This window comes from Pseudomonas coronafaciens pv. oryzae str. 1_6 (genome assembly GCF_000156995.2).
In the GTDB taxonomy this organism is placed as follows: Bacteria; Pseudomonadota; Gammaproteobacteria; order Pseudomonadales; family Pseudomonadaceae; genus Aquipseudomonas; species Aquipseudomonas tremae.
In genome coordinates this window covers 1,689,523-1,707,902 of the sequence record NZ_CP046035.1, presented here as the reverse complement: position 1 = coordinate 1,707,902, position 18,380 = coordinate 1,689,523, and the positions used below count along the sequence as shown (strand labels likewise).

General features: G+C 59.8%; 16 protein-coding genes. 7 read left to right on the top strand and 9 right to left on the bottom strand.

Translation table 11 applies throughout. The features are described 5' to 3' along the window. Positions 1-12 precede the first annotated feature (12 nt). Positions 13-558, bottom strand: coding sequence for a cytochrome b/b6 domain-containing protein (locus POR16_RS07735; RefSeq protein ID WP_024689797.1), 546 nt, complete (start codon positions 556-558; stop codon positions 13-15). Beyond that, complete coding sequence (locus tag POR16_RS07730) at positions 558-821, bottom strand: PepSY domain-containing protein (protein ID WP_005890000.1); 264 nt, start codon at positions 819-821, stop codon at positions 558-560. The genes POR16_RS07735 and POR16_RS07730 overlap by 1 nt, the downstream gene beginning before the upstream one ends. Positions 822-989: 168 nt before the next feature. On the opposite strand from POR16_RS07730, the gene POR16_RS07725 reads away from it, so the two are divergent. Together POR16_RS07725 and POR16_RS07720 are read left to right on the top strand one after the other, a co-directional pair. After that, the gene (locus POR16_RS07725; protein ID WP_005889997.1) at positions 990-1,652 is read left to right on the top strand and encodes a response regulator; all 663 of its coding nucleotides are present in this window, start codon (positions 990-992) and stop codon (positions 1,650-1,652) included. Further along, on the top strand, positions 1,649-3,022 hold the full coding sequence (locus tag POR16_RS07720; protein WP_005889995.1) for a sensor histidine kinase: 1,374 nt from the start codon (positions 1,649-1,651) through the stop codon (positions 3,020-3,022). The genes POR16_RS07725 and POR16_RS07720 overlap by 4 nt, the downstream gene beginning before the upstream one ends. A 12-nt stretch (positions 3,023-3,034) precedes the next feature. Here the strand turns inward: POR16_RS07720 and amaA are convergent, their stop codons facing one another. Further along, entirely contained in the window at positions 3,035-4,321 is a 1,287-nt protein-coding gene (amaA, locus tag POR16_RS07715; RefSeq protein ID WP_005889993.1) for an L-pipecolate oxidase, read from the bottom strand. A 41-nt stretch (positions 4,322-4,362) separates the two neighbouring features. Further along, complete coding sequence (amaB, locus tag POR16_RS07710; RefSeq protein ID WP_005889991.1) at positions 4,363-5,853, bottom strand: L-piperidine-6-carboxylate dehydrogenase; 1,491 nt, start codon at positions 5,851-5,853, stop codon at positions 4,363-4,365. Positions 5,854-6,102: 249 nt separating this feature from the next. On the opposite strand from amaB, the gene POR16_RS07705 reads away from it, so the two are divergent. From POR16_RS07705 to POR16_RS07695, 3 genes are all read left to right on the top strand, one after another. Beyond that, positions 6,103-7,350, top strand: coding sequence for a 2-aminoadipate transaminase (locus tag POR16_RS07705; protein WP_005889989.1), 1,248 nt, complete (start codon positions 6,103-6,105; stop codon positions 7,348-7,350). A 22-nt stretch (positions 7,351-7,372) separates the two neighbouring features. Further along, positions 7,373-8,761 (top strand): 2-oxoadipate dioxygenase/decarboxylase HglS, encoded by a 1,389-nt coding sequence (gene hglS / locus POR16_RS07700; RefSeq protein ID WP_122381113.1) that lies wholly within the window; start codon positions 7,373-7,375, stop codon positions 8,759-8,761. Positions 8,762-9,189: 428 nt separating this feature from the next. Beyond that, the gene (locus tag POR16_RS07695; RefSeq protein ID WP_005889978.1) at positions 9,190-10,518 is read left to right on the top strand and encodes a DUF3100 domain-containing protein; all 1,329 of its coding nucleotides are present in this window, start codon (positions 9,190-9,192) and stop codon (positions 10,516-10,518) included. Here the strand turns inward: POR16_RS07695 and POR16_RS07690 are convergent. After that, complete coding sequence (locus POR16_RS07690; RefSeq protein ID WP_005889977.1) at positions 10,512-11,441, bottom strand: LysR substrate-binding domain-containing protein; 930 nt, start codon at positions 11,439-11,441, stop codon at positions 10,512-10,514. The genes POR16_RS07695 and POR16_RS07690 overlap by 7 nt on opposite strands. 129 nt (positions 11,442-11,570) lie before the next feature. On the opposite strand from POR16_RS07690, the gene POR16_RS07685 reads away from it, so the two are divergent. Beyond that, the gene (locus POR16_RS07685; RefSeq protein WP_005889975.1) at positions 11,571-12,947 is read left to right on the top strand and encodes an L-serine ammonia-lyase; all 1,377 of its coding nucleotides are present in this window, start codon (positions 11,571-11,573) and stop codon (positions 12,945-12,947) included. 48 nt (positions 12,948-12,995) lie between these two features. Here the strand turns inward: POR16_RS07685 and POR16_RS07680 are convergent, their stop codons facing one another. Beyond that, on the bottom strand, positions 12,996-13,631 hold the full coding sequence (locus POR16_RS07680; protein ID WP_005889973.1) for a LysE family translocator: 636 nt from the start codon (positions 13,629-13,631) through the stop codon (positions 12,996-12,998). A 5-nt stretch (positions 13,632-13,636) separates the two neighbouring features. Next, the gene (locus tag POR16_RS07675) at positions 13,637-14,419 is read right to left on the bottom strand and encodes a YqcI/YcgG family protein (RefSeq protein ID WP_005889971.1); all 783 of its coding nucleotides are present in this window, start codon (positions 14,417-14,419) and stop codon (positions 13,637-13,639) included. A 150-nt stretch (positions 14,420-14,569) separates the two neighbouring features. On the opposite strand from POR16_RS07675, the gene POR16_RS07670 reads away from it, so the two are divergent. Next, entirely contained in the window at positions 14,570-15,496 is a 927-nt protein-coding gene (locus POR16_RS07670; protein ID WP_032618568.1) for a LysR substrate-binding domain-containing protein, read from the top strand. Between the two features lie 203 nt (positions 15,497-15,699). On the opposite strand, the gene POR16_RS07665 is transcribed toward POR16_RS07670, so the two are convergent. Together POR16_RS07665 and POR16_RS07660 are read right to left on the bottom strand one after the other, a co-directional pair. Beyond that, on the bottom strand, positions 15,700-16,857 hold the full coding sequence (locus POR16_RS07665; protein ID WP_005889967.1) for a M20 aminoacylase family protein: 1,158 nt from the start codon (positions 16,855-16,857) through the stop codon (positions 15,700-15,702). A gap of 4 nt (positions 16,858-16,861) precedes the next feature. Continuing rightward, positions 16,862-18,379 carry an aldehyde dehydrogenase family protein gene (locus POR16_RS07660; RefSeq protein WP_005889964.1) on the bottom strand — a complete coding sequence of 506 codons (1,518 nt, stop codon included), beginning with the start codon at positions 18,377-18,379 and terminating at the stop codon, positions 16,862-16,864. Position 18,380 lies beyond the last annotated feature (1 nt).

The window sequence follows — 18,380 nt, the reverse complement described above, 5'->3', positions numbered from 1 at the left end:
CAAGAATAGTGGTCAGCGATGGCGATCTTCAGGCAACGGACGACGTTTGCCTGTCAGCATCGACAAAGGCAGGTTGTCACGCACCTGGAAACTTTCGAAGATGGCAGCACCCATGTGCAGCACCACCACGGCACACAGTGTGTTGGCGAGCACTTCATGGGTCTGCAAGGGCCAGTCGGCGCCCCACAAAGCATCGACTTCCTGCATCAGGAAACCGGTCAGGCCCATGCCGAAGATCAACGCCATCATCAAGACCATGACCAGCGCACCCAGCGGAGAATGGCCAAGCCGATGCATCGGCTGGCGTTTTGTCAGCGAGCGAATATGCGCACGCAGACGCTCCGCGGTCGGCCAGAAATCGCTCCAGCGGGCACTGGGCGGCCCGATGAACCCCCACACCACTCGCACCGTCAGCCATGCCACTGCGTAATAGCCCAGCCAGACATGCCAGTCGTCGCCGGCTTCATTGAAGAAGAAGTTGGCAACGAAAACACCCGCGATCGAGACATGAAACAGCCTGACCAGCGGGTCCCAGAGGCGCAGGGGAACCCGGCTCATTACTTGATCTCGGTCTTGACCGCTTTACCGGTGACCGGGTCGTGATAGATCTCGACCTTGCGCTTGTCCTTATCGAAGCCGTAAATCTCGTAGCAGTTGCCGTCAGTCACCTTGAACTTGCTGATCTGGTAACCCTCAGCCTTGAGCTGCTCCTGGAATTTGGCCTGATCCTGCCATTGGGATTTTTCGGCAGTGGTGCACTGCGGGCCAGCGAGCGCCAGCGGGCTGGCCAACAACAGGGGAATCAGCAGGAACTTGTGCATGAAAAATACTCGCGGGCAGTTAAGGAGCACCTACTGTGCGAAACAAGTCTTAGGAAAAGCTTAATGTGCAACAGCTGGTAACATCTTCCCGGACACAGGGCACTTCGCGGCACTACGCGCTGACGGCATCATGGCGCCCTTCTCCCTTATTCACATTGGTCAAACCCTATGCGCCTGCTGCTTGTCGAGGATGATCGTGCGATTGGCCAAGGCATCCGCGTGGCCCTCAATACCGAAGGCTATACGCTGGACTGGCTCGAGGACGGCCTGAGCGCGCTGCATGCCCTGCGCAGTGAGCCCTTCGACTTGTTGCTGCTCGACCTCGGCCTGCCGCGCATGGACGGCTTCGACCTGCTGCGGCAGTTGCGTGCCGAAGAACTCGCCCTTCCGGTACTGATCCTGACCGCCCGTGACGGCACCGCCGATCGCATCGCCGGGCTTGATGCGGGTGCCGACGATTACCTGATCAAGCCGTTCGACGTCGATGAATTGAAAGCCCGGGTGCGCGCATTGCTCAGGCGCAGTCAGGGCCGTGCGCAGCCGTTGCTGGAGCATGCAGGCATCAGCCTTGATCCAGCCTCGCAGCAAGTCAGCTTTCATGGCTGCGAAGTTCCGATGACGCCGATGGAATATCAACTGCTGCATCAGTTGATGATCCGACCCGGCAAAGTAGTAACCCGCGAGCGCCTGTCCGACACGCTCTACGGCTGGCAGGAAAAGGTCGAAAGCAACACGCTGGAAGTGCTGATTCACAACCTGCGCAAAAAACTGTCCACTGAGCTGATCCGCACCGTGCGCGGCGTCGGCTACCTGCTGGAGCTCAAGGCATGACCTCGGTACGCGCGCGCATTCTGGTCCCGGTCCTGCTGCTGTTGCTGCTCGGCGACCTGACGATCAGCCTGCTCGCCTTGCGCGACAGCCATCACGAAATAGAAGAAGTCTACGACGCGCAACTGGCCCAGAGCGCCCGCCTGCTGCAAGGCGTACTCAGCCAGCGAGCGGCGGGCGAACAGGATCTGGACAAGCTTTATCAGGCGTTCGACCAGGCCATGAGCCGGGTGGGCACCAGCGGCGTTGCCCACCCCTATGAAACCCGACTGACGTTTCAGATCTGGCGCACATCGGGCGAGCTGCTGGTGCGCTCGGCAGAAGCGCCATTGCTCAGCGCCCCGCCTGCCGAAGAAGGCTCACACGACCTGATCGAGAACGGCCACGAGTGGTGCGGCTTTCTGCTGGCCGATCCGCAGCAGGGTTTCCTGATCTGGGTCGGAGAGCGCGACGATGTCCGTCAGGACCTGATCCAGCGTATTGTCAGCCACACCTTGTGGCCGACCCTGATCGGCGTGCCGTTGCTGGTGGTGGCGATCTGGCTGGCCATCGGCTGGGGCCTGCGCCCGCTGCAGGCCATGGCCAAAGTGATTCGCAAACGCGACGCCGAAAGTCTCGACCCCCTCGATGTGACGCCGCTGCCCAAAGAGCTGGAGCCCATGCAGCACGCGCTCAATCGCCTGCTGACCCAGATCGACAGCGTGCTGGAGCGCGAGCGAAGATTCATTGCCGATGCCGCCCATGAACTGCGCACACCACTGACCATACTGCGCATCCACGCCCAGAACGCACGCCAGGCGCAAAGCCCGGAACAGCGCTTGGAAGCACTGGATTTTCTGGTGCATGGCGTCGACCGTGCCGCCCGCCTCGCCAGCCAGTTGCTGACCATGGCCCGGCTTGAACCACGGGTCGAGCTCAGCCAGTTGCAGACCTTCGAACTGAACACGCTGGTGCGCGAAGAAATGGCCGAGTTGACCCCCCTGGCTCTCGAGAAACGCGTCGATCTGGTGTTTGAGGCGGGTGATGATTGCGTGATCCACAGCGACCCGGCAGCCATCACCATCGCTTTGCAAAACCTGCTGACCAATGCACTCAACTTCGCTCCACCTGCCAGCGAGGTTCGTGTGCTGCTCAACCGTCAGGAGGACGGCAGCGCGCATCTTTGCGTCGAAGACTCCGGCCCCGGCATCGACGAGCGGCAGAAGGCTCGCCTGTTCGAACGTTTTTACAGCCAGGGCCACAGTAATGGCGCAGGCCTGGGGCTGGCGATTGTCGACATGATCGTGCGCAAACTGGAAAGCAGCCTGCACCTGCGCAACTCGGCGCAAGGCGGGCTGTGTGCGGAACTTAGGCTCAAGAGCCGAACGGCCTGACGTTCGATCGTGTCAGAGGACGACGCGCAGGCATTGCCCGGCGTGGTAAAGGGTAAAACCGGCGTCGTAGGCCAATGTACGCAAACCATTGGCCGACACCTTCCTAGTGCCGGAAAAGCTCACCGGAAGCGCCGCTTCATCGTTGCTCAGCAGGTAATCGGCAAAGCATTTGCCCACCAGCGTTCCGGTGGTCACGCCCCGGCCATTGAAACCGGTCGCGGCCAGCAAGCCCGGTGCAGGTTCGAACAGGCGCAGCAAATGGTCTGGGGTAAAGCCGATGCGGCCGGTCCAGGTGCTCTCCCACTCCACCCGCCCCAACTGCGGAAAGTAATGCTGCTGGACCCGATCAGCCCACCGACGAATGAACCACAATGGATAGTTGCCCGCATTGCCGAGGCTGCCCAGCAACAATCGCCCATGTGCATCGCGGCGAATGTTGCTGAGCACCGTGCGCGTATCCCAAGAACCCTGCCCACCGCGCAGAATGTCCGCTTGCGCCTCACCGCTGAGGGGCTGCGAGGCGACCTGATAGTAATAGCCGGCAAAGATATGGTCCTTGATATCGGTCCACTCACCCTCGGTGTAAGCGTTGGAGGCAATGATCACTTTCTCGGCGCGAACGCTGCCGGTTGCGGTGCAAACCTTCCAGCCATCCGCCGTGCGTTGCAGGCCAGTCACTGGCGACTCGCCGAACAGTTGGCCACCCCGTGCCACGACGTTGAGCGCCATGCCTGACACATATGCCATCGGGTTCACCGTACCCGCGCGATGGTCGAGCAACGCGCCGCTGACCTTGTCGGTGCCGCAGGCATCTTCGCAGGGTTTGCCGGTCAGCAATTCGACGTTGGCACCGCGCCGCTGCCACTGTTCTGCACGGCTTCGCAAATCTGCCAAACCCTTGGCATTGTGTGCCATGTGGAGGTTGCCGGTGCGGGTGTCCTGGCAATCGATGCGGTATTTATCGATGGTCTCAAACACCAGGGCCGGCGCCGCACCCAATGCAGTGTTGAGGCGGTCGGCCTCGACACTGCCCAGCACCTTTTCCAATGCATCGGGCGCCACCCAGGTTCCGGCATTCACCAGACCGACGTTGCGCCCGGAGCCGCCATGACCGACCTGATGTGCTTCGACTACGCAGACTGACTTGCCGCCTTCCAGCAGCCGCAACGCAGCCGACAAACCAGTGAAACCTGCGCCGATGATGCACACGTCGACGCTCCGCTCCCCGCTCAAGGCCGGGCTGACCGGACGTTGCGGAGTCAATTGTTCCCACAGACAGCCTTCAGCAAACTGCACCATCGAAAAACTCCAGCAATGTCGGGGAAAAGCGCTCGGTTCGATCAGTCGAAAACGATGCCCTGAGCCAGTGGCAGCTCGCGGGAATAATTGACCGTGTTGGTCTGCCGCCGCATGTAGGCGCGCCATGAATCGGAGCCGGACTCGCGACCGCCGCCGGTTTCCTTCTCGCCGCCGAACGCGCCGCCGATTTCTGCACCGCTGGTGCCGATGTTGACGTTGGCAATGCCGCAATCGCTGCCCGCTGCACTCTGGAAAGCCTCGGCCTCACGCAAGTCAGTGGTAAAAATGCACGAAGACAGGCCCTGCGGCACTTCGTTGTTCAGGCGCAACGCCTCTTCGAAATCGTCGTAGGCCAGCACGTAGAGAATCGGTGCGAAAGTTTCGTGACGTACGACTTCGCTCTGGCCGGGCATTTCGGCGATGGCCGGCGTGACGTAATAGCCGTTCGGGTATTTGTCCTGCAACTGGCGCTCGCCGCCGAACACCTCTCCGCCCTCGTCGCGGGCCTTGGTCAGCGCGTTCTGCATGGCCAAGAACGCCTGCTGATCGATCAGCGGACCGATCAGATTGCCTTGGCGTGGATCACCGACACGCACCTTGGCGTAGGCCGCTTTGACGCGGGCGACTACTTCGTCCTTGATCGAACGGTGCACAATTAGACGACGCAACGTGGTGCAACGCTGACCGGCAGTGCCCACGGCGCTAAACAGAATGCCCCGTACGGCCAGGTCGAGGTCGGCGCTGGGGGCCAGAATCATGGCGTTGTTGCCGCCCAGTTCCAGAATGCTGCGCCCGAAACGCGCAGCAACACGCGGACCGACTTCGCGGCCCATGCGGGTGCTGCCGGTCGCACTGATCAATGGCACGTGGGGATCATCGACCAGCGCTTCGCCGGCATCCCGATCACCGATCACCAACTGCGCCAATGCTGCGGGCGCATCACCGAATATCTTCAATGCCTTGTCGAACAGCGCCTGGCAGGCCAGTGCAGTCAGCGGGGTCTTTTCCGACGGTTTCCAGATGACCGGGTTGCCGCAGACCAGCGCCAACGTGGTGTTCCAGGCCCAGACCGCAACCGGAAAGTTGAACGCGCTGATCACCCCGACCACACCCAATGGGTGCCAGGTTTCACGCATGTGGTGGCCAGGCCGCTCCGAGGCGATGGTCAGACCATACAACTGACGCGACAGACCGACGGCGAAGTCGCAGATGTCGATCATTTCCTGCACTTCACCCAGACCTTCCTGAGTGATCTTGCCCGCCTCGATCGACACCAGCTCGCCAAGGTCAGCCTTATGCTCGCGCAGCACTTCACCAAAAATCCGCACCAGTTCGCCACGGCGCGGGGCCGGGACGGTGCGCCATTGCAGGAACGCGCTGTGGGCGCTGTCGATGCGTGCCACTACCTGCGTCTTGTTTTCGAGCGTGACCGAGGCAATCTGGCTACCATCAATCGGGGTGTAAACCGGGTAATTCCCTTGTGTGTGGGCACTGTTCGCCACCCCCAGACGTGCTAATAATTCGGCAACCATGTTGATTCTCCTGTCATGGACTAGAAATCACGGATAACCGCAGTATTGATCCAGACACGGCCAGCCCACAAACGACGTTTTTGAAAAACATGATTCCTTTTAGGAATGAACTTCTGGCCACTTGGAACGATTAAGCCCCTCACTTCGGGAATTATCGGAATGACCCGGTGATTTTATTTCGTTTGCGAGCGCAGTCCGATGTTTGCTTGGATACGCCCATCAAGATCACCCGACGCCAGGGCCAGGCCGATGAGCGAACACATCAGCGAATCCATTTCCTTTGTCCACAACATGACGCTGTCTCATGGCCGCAATGCCGAAGTCTGGGACACCACCGGCAAGCGTTACATCGACTTCGTCGGCGGCATCGGTGTGCTCAACCTGGGGCATTGCAACCCGCAAGTAGTCCGGGCGATTCAGGATCAGGCCGCAAAGTTGACTCACTATTGTTTCAACGCCACGCCTCACGATCCGTATATCCAGTTCATGCGACAACTCACGGAATTTGTTCCGGTGAATTACCCGCTGAGCGGCATGCTCACCAACAGCGGTGCAGAAGCGGCAGAGAATGCGCTGAAAATCGTGCGTGGGACAACCGGGCGCACTGCAGTGATCGCCTTTGACGGCGGCTTTCACGGCCGCACGCTGTCGACGCTAAACCTTAACGGCAAGGTCGCGCCCTACAAACAGAAAGTCGGCGTGCTGCCCGGCCCGGTGTTCCACATCCCCTTCCCTAGCAAGGACAACGGCGTGACCACCGAACAGGCGCTCATGGCAATGGATCGGCTGTTCAGCGTCGAGATCGATGTCAACGATGTAGCCTGTTTCATCTTCGAACCAGTGCAGGGTGAAGGCGGCTTTCTGGCCATGGAAGCGGACTTTGCCCAAGCGCTGCGAACGTTCTGCGATGAGCACGGCATCGTGTTGATTGCCGACGAAATCCAGTCCGGCTTCGGGCGTACCGGGCAGCGCTTCGCATTCAGCCGGCTGGGCATCGAACCGGATCTGATCCTGCTCGGCAAAAGCATCGCCGGCGGCATCCCGCTCGGGGCCGTGGTGGGACGCAAGGCGCTGATCGACAACCTGCCAAAAGGCGGACTGGGGGGTACCTATTCCGGCAACCCGATTGGCTGCGCGGCGGGCCTGGCATCGCTGGCGCAGATGACCGATGCCAATCTGTCGAGTTGGGGCGAACAACAGGAAAGCGCCATTGTTGCGCGCTACAACGCCTGGCAGGCGAGCAAACTGTCGCCCTGCCTCGGCAGGCTGACCGGCGTCGGCTGCATGCGTGGCATCGAGTTGACCACCCTGGACGGCAAACCCGGCACCCGGCAGCTCGCCGCGCTGCTTGAATCAGCCAGAGACGCCGGTCTGTTGTTGATGCCCAGCGGCAAGTCACGGCACATCATTAGATTGCTGATCCCGCTGACCATCGAGTCACAAGTACTGCACGAAGGGCTGGATATTTTCGAGCGTTGCCTGGCGGCGCTGGCTTGAACCTGTACGGAGAGACACGCTGATGAGTACCGCACGCTTTTTCGACCCCGACAGAATCCGCGCTGACTTCTCCAGTGCCATGTCGCAGATGTACCAGCACGAAGTGCCGCTGTACGGCACGCTCATGGAGCTGGTGAGCAAGGTCAATGAGCAAGTTATGAGCCGCGACAGCAAAGTACTGAACAGTCTGCGCCAGACCGGCGAAATTCAGCGCCTCAACAAGGAGCGTCACGGCGCGATACGCGTCGGTACGGCGCAGGAACTGGCTACCCTCGCCCGCCTCTTTGCCGTGATGGGCATGCAGCCGGTCGGTTACTACGACCTGACGCCCGCTGGCGTGCCGGTTCACTCCACAGCATTCCGCGCCGTGCATGAGCAGGCGTTACAGGTCAGCCCGTTTCGGGTGTTTACCTCATTGCTGCGCCTGGAGCTGATCGAGAGCGACAGACTGCGCGAATTCGCCAGTCAGGTGCTGGCCAAGCGCTCGATTTTCACACCCGGTGCCTTGGCGCTAATCGAGAAGCATGAAACCGACGGCGGGTTGAGTGAAACCGATGCGACCGAATTCATTCAGCAGGCGCTGGAAACCTTTCGCTGGCACAACACCGCCACTGTCTCGCTCGACGAATATAAAAAGCTCAACGCCCAGCACCGCTTGATCGCTGACGTAGTGGCGTTTCATGGCCCGCACATCAATCACCTGACACCACGAACGCTGGACATTGATGCGGTGCAAAGCGGCATGCCCGGCAACGGCATCACGCCCAAGGCCGTGGTCGAAGGTCCGCCGCGTCGCCAATGTCCCATCCTGCTGCGCCAGACCAGCTTCAAGGCGCTTGAAGAACCGATCATCTTCATCGGTCAGGGCGGCAATCAGTCAGGCAGTCATTCGGCACGCTTTGGCGAAATCGAACAGCGCGGCGCGGCCCTGACGCCCAAAGGCCGCGCGCTGTATGACCGGCTGTTGAACGAAGCCCGCGAAGAGCTGGGCGAGTTCCCCAACGAAGCCAATGCCGTGCGCTACGCAGGGCTGCTGGAAAAGACCTTCAAGGCGTTCCCGGACAGTCACGATGAAATGCGTGCGCAGGGTTTGGCCTACTTTCGCTATCTCCCGACTGAATCGGACAACGCGGAACGCAGGTCCGGCACCCTGAAGCAGCTTATCGAGGCCGGCCATGTGCGCTTCGAGCCGCTGGTGTACGAAGACTTCCTGCCGGTCAGCGCGGCGGGGATCTTTCAGTCCAACCTTGGCGACAACGCTCAGGCGCATTACGCCACCCAGTCAAACCGACAGGATTTCGAACAGGCACTGGGACGCGAGACGCTTGATGAACTGGCGCTGTACGCCGACACCGAGCGCCGCTCGCTGGAGGCGTGTGCCAGGGCGCTGGGGCTGACAACACTGGCCTGACCTGATCTCAAGCGGACGCACGATAGTCGCAACCAATCTCGTTCCCTACGCTCCGCGTGGGAACGCATTTCGTGACGCTCTGAGTCACCTTTTCAGGTCCTTTCTGTGTTCTGTTTAAAGCAACGATAAATAAAATCCGTAATATTGGTGTGCAACCCTGCGCTATGCATACTGCAGTGGCGAGTGGACATCAAAGCGCCGTATTCAAAGGCTCATCCCGGCGAACAACGCACCTGACGATCCCTCATAAAAGGCTCGAAGCAGCCTGCTCCGGTTCACGTCGGACGCTATAAAAATACTCGGCCGGATAACGGTCTCCATGACTCCATGGACTTCAACGCTGCCCTGGCGCTTCACGGCGCCGACCTGAAAACAGAATAACGATTGATAAGGCCTGAAAAAGGCCATCAGCAGGCAAGGGGATCATCATGCAAGACGCACACGCTGCAGTGGCGGGCGACGACCAAGCGGTTTCATCTATGGTGAAATTGTATGTCTGGGCTGCCGTTATCCTCATCATTGCCGAAAGCATTGGCGCAATCAGTATCCCGCTGGGCCCCGGCAAGGTGGTATTGCTGCCGATGGTCTGGGCGCTGCTGATCGGCGCGGTCGTGGGCATCGCCAGTCGGCGCCTGCCAGGCACCATCGGTATCGATCATCGCACTCAATTGCGTGCGGCCTCCATTCTGCAACCTGCCCTGCTGATCTTCATCGCCAAACTCGGCCTGGTGGTGGGTGGTTCGCTGCCTGTGGTGTTCGCGTCAGGATGGGCCTTGGTGTTTCAAGAGTTCGGCCACTTTGTCGGCACCGTGATGCTCGGCCTGCCTGTGGCGCTGATGCTCGGTATCAAGCGCGAAGCAGTTGGCGCAACCTTCTCGGTTGGCCGCGAGCCCAGCCTGGCGATCATCGGTGAGCGCTACGGCATGGACTCTCCAGAAGGTCGCGGGGTGCTCGCCGAATACCTGACCGGGACGCTGTTCGGTGCGTTGTTCATCGCTATCGTCGCGGGCTATATCGCCAGTCTGGGAATTTTTCATCCCAATTCACTGGCAATGGGCTCAGGCATCGGCTCGGGGAGCATGATGGCCGCCGCCGCGGGTGCCATTGCAGCGCAGCAGACGCCGGAAGTGGCCAAGGAAGTCATGACGCTGGCCGCTGCTTCCAACCTGATCACCACCACCATCGGCACCTACTTCACGCTGTTCATTTCCTTGCCGCTGGCGGTGTGGGGCTACCGGGTGCTTGAGCCGCTGATAGGCCGCACCACCAAAGCCTCGATGAGCGATGAGGGGCTGCGCCAGAGCGATGTATTGCTGGAAGCGCCGGAGCTGGGCTGGTCGGGCAAGATCAGTGCGTGGCTGGCGGCCGGTGCGCTGGCCTTGATTGCCAACTATGTGGGTTACAAGACCTTGTCTGCAGATGCCTTTACCGGCATGGGCATCATGATTTTCTGTGCGTTCGTCGGTGAAGCGCTGTGCAGCCTCATCGGTCGCAAGATTCCTGCGGTGTGTACGGTGTCACTGGTGGCGATGTTCCTGACTTCGCCGGCCTGCCCTTGGGCTGCCGAGATCGCCCGACTGACCAGTTCGATCAACCTGCTGGCGGTCATTACCCCGATGCTGACCTTCGCCGGGCTGTCGATCGCCAAGGACCTGCCGGCTTTCCGCCGCCTGGGCTGGCGTATCGTGCTGGTGTCGTTCCTGGCTAACTTCGGCACCTTCATCGGCGCCGTGTTGATTGCCGAGCTGTTTCATTGATTCACAGCAGACTGGCTCGCCGCCTCGCTCACCAGCCAGTCATGCACGGCGCGGCGAGCCGGGGTGGTTAGCGCGCCTTCGCGATAGGCCAGGACGTATTTCTTCCTGGCCTTGATCGGATGCCCGAACGGTACGATCAGCAGACCCTGTTCCAGTTCATCGGTAATCAGCGCCTTGCGGGCAATCGCGACCCCCATGCCCATGCGTGCGGCGTCGATGGTCAGGTGGTTGCGGTTGAAGGTATGGCCGCGACGCACGTCGATGCCGTCTGCGCCGATAGCCGTCAGATAAAACTCCCATTCAGCGTATTCATAGCTGCCGCGCCAGGCAGTGATGTCGTGCAGCAGTGGAAAATGCGCCAGCTGGCTTGGCGTATCCAGCGGCGGCTTACCAACCAGCAGGCTCGGCGAACAGACCGGGAACAGCTCTTCTTCCAGCAAAGGCGTAGTCGACAGGCCAGGATAACTGCCGTCGTTCAGGTCGATGGCCAGATCGAAATCATCATCACGTAGCGAGCCGCTGCTATCCTCGGCGATGATTCGCAACTGGATGTCCGGAAACGCTGCCTGCAAGCGTGGCAGACGCGGCATCAGCCACTTACTGAGAAACGAAGGAATACAACGCAGCCTGAACACTCCGCCGATACGCCCGGAATACAGCAGCCGCAGCTCTTCGCTGATACGGCTCTGCACCTCGTTGGCGACCACCGCCAGACGCTGACCCTCAGCCGTCAGCTCAAGCCCGCGCCCGACCCGATGAAACAGCGCAAACCCCAGACGCTCTTCGAGCTGACGCATCTGCTGACTGATCGCGCCCGGAGTGACGTGCAGCTCTTCCGCGCAGCGGGTGAAGGAAAGATGTCGGGCGGCGCAGGCAAAGACCTGTAACCAGGCGTGCATCTGTGCGTTGAAGATTCTGCTCATTGAAGAGTTCCGCTAAAGCGTTGCATAGCAACAATCGTTTGTTGTTTCGACCGTCGAAGCCAAAGATGAGGACCAGAAAAAGGGGAATACCGAATTCCCGTGCATCATCTCACTTGAAGGACCTCCGTGATGGCCATCAGCGTCTTCGACATGTTCAAAATCGGCATTGGGCCGTCCAGTTCCCACACCGTAGGGCCAATGCGCGCCGGGGCGCTGTTCGTGACCGAGCTGCGCAACCAGAACCGGTTGCCCGGCGTAGAACGTATCGAGGTGCGATTGTACGGATCTCTTTCCGCCACGGGCATCGGTCATGGCAGCGACCGTGCCACTGTCATGGGCTTGATGGGCGAGTGGCCAGACCAGATCGACCCCAGTCAGGTCAATCAGCGGATCGATGCATTGCGCGCGGACAACCAGTTGCTGCTGGCGGGCGAGCAGCCCATCACTTTCGTCTGGGAGCGCGACATGTGCCTGCTCGACGAAAGCCTGCCCTACCATCCCAACGGCATGACGTTGTGCGCCTACGGCAAGAGCGGCGAAATTCACGAGCAGACCTACTACTCAGTGGGCGGCGGTTTCGTGATTGACGCCGAGCAGGCAGCCAGTGGCGTACTGGACAGTGACACGACTGTGCTGCCCTATGACTTTTTCAGCGGCGCGCAATTGCTGAGGCTGTGCAAGACCCACGGCATGAGCATTTCCGAACTGATGATGGCCAATGAAAAGGTCTGGCGCAGCGAGGAGGAAATTCGCGAAAAGATCATGGTCATCTGGGCAGCGATGCGCGCCTGCGTGGACAAGGGTTTGCTCGAAACCGGCATCCTGCCCGGCGGCCTGAACGTGCGGCGTCGCGCTTACCGTTTGCATCAGAACCTGCAGAACCTCGATAACCCGAACGTCATCGGCTCGACCTTGAGCGCCATGGAGTGGGTCAACCTGTTCGCTCTGGCAGTCAACGAAGAAAACGCGGCCGGCGGGCGCATGGTCACCGCGCCCACCAACGGGGCAGCCGGTATCGTGCCTGCGGTGCTGCATTACTTCATGAAGTTCAAACCCACAGCCAATGACGACGACGTCGTGCGCTTCTTTCTGAGCGCCGCAGCGGTGGGCATTCTGTGCAAGAAAAATGCGTCGATCTCGGGTGCCGAGGTCGGCTGTCAGGGTGAAGTGGGCTCGGCCTGCGCCATGGCCGCTGCGGGCCTGGCAGAGATCCTTGGCGCTACGCCTGAGCAAGTGGAAAACGCCGCCGAGATCGGCCTGGAACACAACCTGGGCCTGACCTGCGACCCGGTTGGCGGGCTGGTGCAGATCCCCTGCATCGAGCGCAACGCAATTGCTGCCGTGAAGGCAATCAACGCGGCACAAATGGCCCTGCGCGGCGACGGCGAGCACCACATATCGCTGGATCATGCCATCCGTACCATGCGCGATACCGGCGCGGACATGCATGACAAATACAAGGAAACCTCACGCGGCGGGCTGGCGGTGAACCTGATCGAGTGCTGATCCGCTCAGGCGTATATCGCGGGTTCGACGAGCACTGGCTCAACTGAGTTATTGATTCAACAGCGTCGAGCCCGAATAGAAAATCCCGCCCAGCGCGATCAGCAGCAAGGTCACGCTGGAAACGATTTCGATCTTGCGCTTGTACTTCAAGGCCAGTTTCTGGCGCATCAGGAAGATGTAGGCGAACAGGATCGACAGGTCAATGATGATCCACAGCACAGACAACAAGGCGATGCTGCCCTTGAACGATTCGGTGACGTGGATGAACTGCGGAAAAAACGAGACGAAGAAGATGATGTCCTTCGGATTGGAAATCCCCACCAGAAAACCTGTCACCAGACCGCTATGCCTGCTGCGCGGGGGCAGCGGCGCTGCTTCGGTCTGCGACGGAGCGTAACGCATCGCGTGCTCCAGCGCTTGCACCGACAGGTAAGCGATAAAGAAGCAGCCGATCAGGCTGATCCAGTTGAGCATGCTCACGCTCACCGACAGCGTACCCGTCAGGATCAATGCCGCGACCAGCACCAGCACCAGCGACGCCCAATTGGTGCCCAGCGCCGTCAGCATCGCGCGTTTCGGCCCGCACGCCAGGCTGGTGTTGACGATCAGTGCCACTACCGGGCCAGGGGTGATGATCAACATGAACACGCTGAACATGTAGATCAGCAGCAACGATATATCCATGGTACTCAACGCTCTTTCAAATGGTCAGTCTTGTCGACTTTGATGTGCAGAGGACAGCGGGACAATGCCAGCCCGCCCTCTTCATATAATTGGTACTGCTTCCATTCCAGGCTGTTGCGATCACCGAAAAAGCCCAGCGTGTCAGGTACAACTCCGTTGTTGTAATCGGCGACCCGCTGACGAATCTTTTCTCTTACCTTGCGGCCACTGTCCGTCTCGGCGCTTGCCACCTCGTCGAAGTTCTCCCGAGGGTTGACTACAAATACAATGTGCCCGCCCAGCGACCGGCTTTTCATCGCACTGTGGCGGGGAAAACTCATGTTGATGAACATCGGCAGCCCGGCAAAGTGGTAAGTCCACTCGAATATTTCAGGGTTGCTGCAGGCATCGGCGGGCCAAGGGGATCGGTCATCGTCATGCAAATGTTGCAACGTAGCCCAGGCATAGGCCTGTTCCTCGGCCAGGCTGTTGAAATCGTTTCTCTCGAAAATGACGATCAACGGATTGAACAGGCGATCTTCAAGTGGCGTGTCATTGACGAACCTCACGTACTCTTCCATGCCGTCGCGCAACGCCTGCTGCTCATGCTCACGGGGGATGAACAGCAGCAGGCAACTTCCGGACTTGTTGGCACGACGTCCGAACAGACAAGGGAAGCCCTTGTCACTCAGCACCTGTTCGAACTGCCTGTAAGCCTGAACTCTCCAGCCCATTTCCTGAGCGGTATCACTTTCCAGCAAGTGCCTTACAACAGATTGACGCAGCAGCATTTCGGACTTGGGCAGCATATTCGCTCACGCACGCAGCAGATAAGAACACCGCCTTATTGTTTATTTTTTACGACAGTGACGAGCCGGCGATTCTGACTGGAGTCGGGTGCGCGGAAAAATGGAAAAACGTGTAATCTACTATGATAAATAATCATGGTTAGTTATCACATGACTGAACGTATACCGCCTCTTTACGCGCTCAGAGCCTTTGAAGTGGCGGCTCGATCATGCTCCTTCACGCGTGCTGCGCAAGAGCTATCACTTACTCAAAGTGCTATCAGCCGCCATATTCGTACCTTGGAAGAAACCCTTGGCTGCCGTCTGTTCGAGCGCAATGGCCCGAGGCTTTCACTCAGTGACGAGGGCCGGCGGTTGTCCAGCCAGCTCAAGATCGGCTTCCGGATCATCGAGGACGCCTGCCAGCCGTTTCGTGGTCAGGGCGCGAATCTGCGTCTCAAATCACCTTCCACCCTGACCATGAGGTGGTTGCTGCACGCACTTGAATCCTTCAAACAGCCCGCCCCCGCTCTGCCGGTTCAACTGTCCAGCGTATGGATGGACTTTGATAGTGTGGACTTTTACTCGGAGCCTTACGACTGCGCGATTCTGCTCGGCAATGGCAACTTTGGCGCCGAGGTGGAAACCTGCAAGCTGTTCGATGAATGGCTGATCCCGATATGTTCGGCGGACACATTGGGGGATCAGCCGTGGGGGCCGGAGCGATTGCAGGCTGCCGAGCTCATCCACCCGTCCAGTGACCGCCGCGACTGGCGGCGCTGGCTGACCCGCATGGACCTGGCCGGTCAGGTGACGTTGAGCCAGGGAAAAGTCTTCGACACACTTGATCAGGGCATTACTGCTGCGGTCAGAGGGCACGGCGTATCCATCGGCGATCTGTTTCTGGTCGCCGATGACTTGAACGAGGGTCAGGTGTTTTTACCCTTCCAATCGGCGGTCGGCACCGGGGATGCCTACTACCTGGTCTGGCTGCAGGACAGCTTCAAGCGCCAGCGGGTATTGGAATTGCGCGACCACCTACTGACCTGCCTGCCGGACATATCCAGTATTCAGGTGCAATTGCTCGCAGCACCTTGATTGACAGCCTGGCCATTTATAGGCCTTAGGCCTATCGTTCCGCGCGCTCTGCGTTGGAATGCGTGTCTCGACGCTCTGCGTCGAAAGCCGGACGCAGAGCCCCTACACACGAGGTCGTTGTACGCTGCTGAAACCACACAGCAGCAGACCGACCAGAAACCACTGCGGGAGTGTGTATAACGATAAGCGCGCAGGCCAACCATTCAACTCAGCGGCAGACACTGCTCCACCAGCGAAGTCCAGACCGCGACACCCGGCTCAATGACCTGGTCGTTGAAGTCGTAATACGGGTTGTGCAACGCCGCCGATGGTTTATCGCCATCGACGCCCATCCAGATGTACGCGCCCGGACAGGCATGCAGCATGAAGGCGAAATCTTCGGAGGCCATGGACGGGTTGCAGCCCCACTGCACGCTGGCGTCCCCCACCGCTGCAACCGCTGCGCGACGAATCGTGGCGGCGGCTTCGGGATGGTTTTCGGTGACCGGGTAACCGACGTTATAGACCAGCTCGCCGAGCACACCGAAGGCCGTTGGCAGACGCTCGACGAATTCACCGATCAGTTGCTGGACCTTCTCGCGTACCGGCGTCTGCAGACAACGCACGGTGCCACGCAACGTGGCGGTTTCCGGAATAACATTGATCGCTTCACCGGCATTGAACTGGGTGATGCTGACCACCGCCGAATCCAGTGGCGAGAGACGTCGGGAAACAATGGTTTGCAAACCGAGTACCAGTTCGGCGGCCGCCACAATCGGGTCATAGCCCTTGTCCGGCATGGCCGCATGGCTACCCTTGCCGGTCAGGGTAATTTCGAAAGTGTCCAGCGACGCCATCATTGGTCCCGGATTGATCACCACCTTGCCCGCAGGCACACCCGGCCAGTTGTGCAGGCCATAAATAGCTTCCATCGGAAACAGCTCGAACAGACCGTCGTCGATCATCCGCTGAGCGCCACCCAGGTTTTCCTCGGCAGGCTGAAAGACAAAATGCACCGTACCGGCGAACCGGCGGGTTTCCGACAGGTGCCGGGCGGTGGCCAGCAGGATCGCCGTGTGGCCGTCATGCCCGCAGGCGTGCATGCAGCCTTTGTGTGCCGACTTGTGCACGCTGTCGCCCAGTTCCTGAATCGGCAAGGCGTCCATGTCGGCACGAATGCCGATAGTCGGGCCATCGCCGTTGCGCAGGGTGCCGACCACACCTGTACCACCCAGCCCGCGATGCACCTCAATACCAAAACCGGTGAGCAGATCAGCCACCTTGTCTGAGGTTTTCAGCTCTTGAAAGCCCAGCTCCGGCGCTGCATGAAGGGTACGGCGCCAGACGGTTGCTTCGTCAATCAGTGTCTTTGAAATGGACATGTGCTTACTCCAGGCTCGCGCCGTAGCCAAAACTGGCGGCAGGCTTGGCTGCGGTTTCGACCCAGACACTTTTCACTTCGCTGTATTCGCGCAGTGCATCCAGGCCGGACGATCGGCCATAGCCACTCTCACCATAGCCGCCAAACGGCGAGCTGACGTGAATGGTCTTGTAACCGTTGACCCAGAACGTACCGGCACGCACCTGTTTTGCAACGCGATGAGCACGCCCGACATCGCGAGTCCAGACGCCACCGGCCAGGCCAAAGCGGCTGTCGTTGGCGATACGAATCGCGTCTTCTTCATCCTTGAACGGGATGGCCACCACCACCGGGCCGAAGATTTCTTCCTGGGCACAGTGCAAATCGTTGGTGCCCGCCAGTACGGTCGGGTTGATGTAGTAACCCGGTTTTTCCGGGACAGGATCAGCCTGCGAGCCAACCAGCCTGGCGCCATCTTTCAAGGCGCGCTCGACCATGCTTTTCACATGGTTGTATTGCTTGGCGTTGTTGATCGGGCCGATCTGGGTTTCCGGATCGCTCGGGTCACCCACCTTGAATTGCGTGGCGGCGACCGCCAGCGCGTTGGTGAACTTCTCGAAAATCGACTCTTGTACCAACAGCCGTGAACCGGAAACGCAGCTCTGCCCGGCACCGGAAAAGATCGCTGCCTGAGCACCGCGCAGGGCGACGTCCAGATCGGCATCCTCGAAGACGATGTTGGCTGACTTGCCGCCCAGCTCCAGCACTGCGGGAATACAGCGCTGCGCCGCCGCTACGGCAATATGCCTGCCGGTTGCCGGCGAACCGACGAATACCACTTTGCGTATATCAGCCTTGGCGATAAACGCCTGACCAATGGAATGGCCAAAGCCTGCGATCACGTTGACCAGCCCTTTCGGTACACCTGCACGCTCGATCAATACACCGACGATCAGCGAGCTGAGCGGCGTCAGTTCGGACGGCTTGAGGATGACGGCATTACCGGCGGCAATCGCTGGAGCAATCTGCCAGCCGCAGGTGAACACCGGCGCGTTCCACGGGGTGATCTGCAACACGGTGCCCAGCGGCTCGTAGGTCACGTAGTTGAGGTGCGTGGTCGGCACCGGGATGATCTCGCCGTGCAGTTTGTCCGCCCAACCAGCGTAATATTCGAACATTTCGGCAACTTTGAGCACTTCGACGCGAGCATCACGAATCGGCTTGTTGGCCGTCAGGGACTCGACCTGCGCGATATTTTCCAGCTCGTCGCGAATCAGATTACCTACCTGATACATGGCGCGACCACGCGCCTGGGCAGTCAATGCCCACCATTGCTGTTGCGCTGCCTTGGCAGCCTTGTCAGCGACGGCGACCAACAATTCGTCGGCATCCGGAAAACTCAGCAACAGACTGTCGTCATGAGCATTGCGAACTTCAACCGGTGCGCCGTGGCCTTCGATGAACTCACCGCCGACGTAGCTGGCGATGACACTGCGGTCACCCCAATAAGGGCGCATCAGTTCGAGGATTTTTGCAGTGCTCATC

Excerpts from the sequence above, each read along its gene's own strand:
- POR16_RS07660 (WP_005889964.1), bottom strand. The coding sequence starts at position 18,379 with ATGAGCACTGCAAAAATCCTCGAACTGATGCGCCCTTATTGGGGTGAC.
- POR16_RS07735 (WP_024689797.1), bottom strand. The coding sequence starts at position 558 with ATGAGCCGGGTTCCCCTGCGCCTCTGGGACCCGCTGGTCAGGCTGTTT.
- POR16_RS07695 (WP_005889978.1), top strand. The coding sequence starts at position 9,190 with ATGCAAGACGCACACGCTGCAGTGGCGGGCGACGACCAAGCGGTTTCA.
- POR16_RS07665 (WP_005889967.1), bottom strand. The coding sequence starts at position 16,857 with ATGTCCATTTCAAAGACACTGATTGACGAAGCAACCGTCTGGCGCCGT.
- POR16_RS07670 (WP_032618568.1), top strand. The coding sequence starts at position 14,570 with ATGACTGAACGTATACCGCCTCTTTACGCGCTCAGAGCCTTTGAAGTG.
- POR16_RS07675 (WP_005889971.1), bottom strand. The coding sequence starts at position 14,419 with ATGCTGCCCAAGTCCGAAATGCTGCTGCGTCAATCTGTTGTAAGGCAC.
- amaB (WP_005889991.1), bottom strand. The coding sequence starts at position 5,853 with ATGGTTGCCGAATTATTAGCACGTCTGGGGGTGGCGAACAGTGCCCAC.
- POR16_RS07705 (WP_005889989.1), top strand. The coding sequence starts at position 6,103 with ATGAGCGAACACATCAGCGAATCCATTTCCTTTGTCCACAACATGACG.
- POR16_RS07720 (WP_005889995.1), top strand. The coding sequence starts at position 1,649 with ATGACCTCGGTACGCGCGCGCATTCTGGTCCCGGTCCTGCTGCTGTTG.
- amaA (WP_005889993.1), bottom strand. The coding sequence starts at position 4,321 with ATGGTGCAGTTTGCTGAAGGCTGTCTGTGGGAACAATTGACTCCGCAA.
- POR16_RS07690 (WP_005889977.1), bottom strand. The coding sequence starts at position 11,441 with ATGAGCAGAATCTTCAACGCACAGATGCACGCCTGGTTACAGGTCTTT.
- hglS (WP_122381113.1), top strand. The coding sequence starts at position 7,373 with ATGAGTACCGCACGCTTTTTCGACCCCGACAGAATCCGCGCTGACTTC.
- POR16_RS07685 (WP_005889975.1), top strand. The coding sequence starts at position 11,571 with ATGGCCATCAGCGTCTTCGACATGTTCAAAATCGGCATTGGGCCGTCC.
- POR16_RS07680 (WP_005889973.1), bottom strand. The coding sequence starts at position 13,631 with ATGGATATATCGTTGCTGCTGATCTACATGTTCAGCGTGTTCATGTTG.
- POR16_RS07730 (WP_005890000.1), bottom strand. The coding sequence starts at position 821 with ATGCACAAGTTCCTGCTGATTCCCCTGTTGTTGGCCAGCCCGCTGGCG.
- POR16_RS07725 (WP_005889997.1), top strand. The coding sequence starts at position 990 with ATGCGCCTGCTGCTTGTCGAGGATGATCGTGCGATTGGCCAAGGCATC.